Annotated in this window: 1 pseudogene; it reads right to left on the reverse strand. The window is 56.7% G+C overall.

Annotated features, from left to right (window positions below):
* Positions 1-4,170 (reverse strand): annotated as a pseudogene (locus EAE91_RS23050) (S-layer family protein); the annotation flags it as partial.

Raw genomic sequence — 4,170 nt, forward strand, 5'->3', positions numbered from 1 at the left:
GGGCCGTTAAATCCACTTTGCCGCCGCGAATAAAGCCGCTGTTGGTCAGGTTGTTGGCCGTCAGTTGGGTGACGTCACGCCCGCTGATGGTGCCGCTGTTGGTGATATCGCCCTGACTGTTGAGCGCTACGGTATTCCCGGCCAGCAAGGCACCATCACTGCGCAGGTCGCCCTGACGGACGCGCGCATAAACCTGCGGCACGGTGACTACCTCAGTAGTGCCATCCGGTAAAGTCACGGTTTGGTTAGTCAGCCAGATAATGTCCGAGGTCAGCAACGCCATCTGCGCCGGACTCAGCGCCACGCCCGGCGTCAACTGTTGCTGTTTGCCAAAGGCAACGCCGGCATCCATCAGCGCTTTAAATTGCGCTTCGTCGTTGTTGTAGCCCGGCAGATAGCGCTGGCCGGTCAGTTGGGTGATTTGGTCGCGCACCAAACGTTGTTCATAAAACCCATCTCCTAACCGTTTGTGGACCAGCGCCGGGTCATGCGTTAATTGTTGCCGCATATAGTCCGAGCCCAGCCACTGTTTGTACTGGGTAAATTTCGGGTCGGTTTCGACCAGATAGTGACTGTCACTGCCCGGTTGCACGGTATACAGGCTGTTATTCGGCAAACGCGTATCGGGCGTCACCACGCGTATCACCGGGTCGACTGTTTGCCCTTTGACGGTTTCCGGGGGCAAACTCAGCTCAAATGGCTGACCGGGAGGCAAGACCAGTGGCTGATTTTTGATACCGTTCACCGGTGTGACCGTCGTGGGGGCAGAATGTATCTGACCGGTTTGTCGGTCTGTAATCGTGATATCGGTGCCCTGTGGACGGGTATTCTCCTGCCAGGCCAGCGTTTTCAGGTCGAGGGTTTCTATTACGGGGGCCGGGTCATAATTGCTGCGGCTTTTCCCCTGCGAAGTTTTGGTCCCCCCGAACCCGAACTTTTTCTTTTTGGTTTTTTTAGCATACCAGTGGGTCTGACTGCCCGTATCGGTGGTAATCCGTTCTCCCTGAGTAGCGATATTGTGCAGTTCACCAATTTCACCACCGAGCGTGCCGCCAGCGACAATCTGGCTGTCGTGATTAGTGACCTGCGCACTGTTGAGCGTGATATTGCCCCCGGCCAGAATTTTACCGGGGTCACTCTGTTTAACCTGAGTTTCCTTGACGGTGCGAGTGTACTGGTATTCGTAAAAATCATTACTGCGGCTGCCATCCGGCATGATGGCATCGTGCACTTTGTATTTATTGCGGTGGGAAGTGTCCACCTGTGACCAGTCGTAACGGGTGGTCTGGCCGCTCAGTACTGCATCGTGATGCTGAGACTTTTCCGTTTCGACGACCTGAGTGACCAACCCGGCGTTGGTGTTGTTAATCCGGTCGGCATTAATCTTCAAGTGGTGCCCGGCCTCAATCGTCGCCGCGTGGTTATTGAGCTCACGGGCTTGACCGGTGGCCGTCAGGGCGTTATCCAACCGGCCGCCGATGTGCAGGTCGCCCACGCTGTAAATCTGGGCATGGTCACGGTTGTTCAGTGTTCCGGTGCCGATATCCAGCCGGTCACGCGCCGCAATCACGGCGGCTTTACCGTTCTGTGCGATGTTATTCAGCGTGCCCGTCTGAAGGGCAATTTGGTCACCGTAAATGCGCCCGGTGCCGGTATTGTTCAGCGTGTTGGCCGTGAGATGGGTTAAGCCGCCGTCAATCAGTCCGGTATTGTTCAGCGTGTCATGGACGTTGATTTGCGTTTGTTTGGCGCTGATTTCACCGGAGGCGTTATTGGTGAGATGGTGTGCGTCAAGATGCAGCGCCTGACCGGCTTTTATCTGGCGGTCATTGATAAGATTGCCGGTCGTTTTCAGGGTCAGATTGCCATTGGCCGCCGTGTTGCCGGTATGGTGAAAATCCTCGGTTAAAGTGACTGCCATATCGCCTTGCGATAACAGTTGGCCGTCCCCACTTAAGGCGTGTGCGGTGATAGCCGCGTGTTCCCCGGCAATCAGCGTACCTTGCCGGTTGTTAATCACCAGCGAGGTGTGCCCGCTCTTGTCGTCTACGGTAAGTTGTTTACCTGCGGAGATTAACCCCTGCGCATTCTCCAGCGTGTGACTCACCTGAGCTTGCAGGTGATTGGCCGCCCGTAAAGCGCCCTGGGTATTGTCCACCTGTTGGGCGTTTACCGTCAGGTTTTGCGCTTCCAGCCCGTTATCCGTGTGCGCCGTCTCGCGGTTAATCAGGCGAGCGGTGTTCAGGGTCAATTGCTGACCGCCACGGATAAGGCCGCCGGTGTTATCGGTTTGAGTGTCAACATCAAGCTGAGTGTCGCCCACCGCCTGCACCTGCCCGCGACGATTATCGAGCTGGTGAGTATTCAGGGTTAACGTGTCGGTGGATAACAGTTTGCCGTCCCGGTTATCCAGCGCGGCGTGTCGGGTATCGATAACCACCTGTCCGCCTTGCAGATGACCGTGGCGATTGTCCAGTGGGCCGCTGGTGACGGTGGTTTTTCCTTCTCCAATAATCTGGCCCTGCTGGTTATCCAGCAACTGTCCGTCGGTATCCAGAGTCAGGGCGTCGGCGGATTGTAAGGTCCCCTCGCGATTTATCAGTTGTTGACTGTGAATGTCCAGCCCGCTATTTCCGGCTATCTGGCCCTGAGTATTAGTGAGCTCGGCGCTGGTCAGCGCAGTTTTGCCGTCCGCCGCTATCATGCCGCCGGTGTTATCAACATCGCCGGTGCGCAAAGTTAAGTGTCCGCCACTCAATAACCGGCCTGCTTTTTGGTCGGCATTGCGGGTATTGGTGAATCGGTGGCCGTGGGTATCAACGGTCATCTCGCGGCCAGCCTGTAACAACCCTGCGGTGTTATCCAGTTCGCCACTGTTGACCGTCAGCGTGTCTTCGGCTATCACCTGCCCCGCGGTATTGGTGAAGGGATGGCCTGTGGTCTGGCTATTGATATGCTGTGCCAGCAACACCCCCTGCGTGTTATCCAGGGTCTGGCTGGTTGTAGTCAGTCGGGTTTTGGCTTCAAGATGGCCGTGAGCGTTTTGAATGGCTTTGCCAACGGTGAGGGTGGCGCTGTCCCCGGCGGCAACCATGCTCCCCCGGCGATTATCCAGTTGGGCAGCGCTGAGCTGGAGCGCGTGGCCCGCTTCCAGTCGGCCCGCCTGATTATCCAGGATGTCTTTGACGGTCAGTGCCAACGTTCCTTTTTTCGCGGCCACGATGTTGCCGTGACGATTATCGACGGTCGTTGCTTTAAGGTTCAGATTACCATTGCCCGCAAGGGTGCCGTGCTGGTTATTCAGTCGCCGGGTGGTGAGGGACAAGTCACCCTTACCCTGTTGTTGCATCACACCGCCTTGATGGCTCAGGGTGTCGGCGTTGATGGTTATCTGCCCGGCCTGAGTTTCGGCGTGGTTGAGTTGCAGTTCACCGGCCTGTATCGTCAGGGCACCATTGGTGAGCAATTTGCCCTTATCACCCAGCCACCGTTGGGTATTGAGCGATAATCGACCCTGACCGGCCAACTGCACCGTCCCTTGATTGTTATCTGCCTGATGCGCGGTCAAATGCAGGTCCTCGCCCTGACTGGCAATAGTGCCCTGACGGTTGTTAAGCCGGTCAGTGGTAAGGGTCAATTTCCCCTGATTGAATACCATCCCCTCACGGTTATTCAGGGTGCGGGTATGGAGCGCCAGTTCACCGGTCCCGGTCTGGTTAATTTTTCCCTGCTGATTAGATAAATCTGGGGTTGTGAGGTGGATTTCCTTCGCCACTAACTGGCCGCTGTCGTTGTTAAACTGGCCCGGCATTTTTGCGGTCAAACGGTCGGCGTTGACGGTAGCGCGAGCGGTACTGATGCCCGATTGACCGGCGGTGAGTTGAATCTGCCCGGCCGCAGTCTGGCTGTCGCTCAGGTCAATCTGTTGACTGTGGACAGCCAGCGTATCGGTGGCCAGATTTTTGCCATTGGCCTGAACGTGCTGCGCGGTCAGGGTCAGTGAGCCGGGTAAAGTAGTACGCCCTTTATCATCCAGCCCCGCGGCCCATACGCTGTCGTGACCACTTTGTATTGTTCCTGCTCTGGCGGTGATATTGCCCCGTGCCTCAACCCGGCCCTGATTATCCAGTGCGCCGCCCGCCTGTAAATTCACCGCCGATTGTGACAGCA

This window comes from Photorhabdus noenieputensis (genome assembly GCF_018448935.1).
Lineage (GTDB): Bacteria > Pseudomonadota > Gammaproteobacteria > Enterobacterales > Enterobacteriaceae > Photorhabdus > Photorhabdus noenieputensis.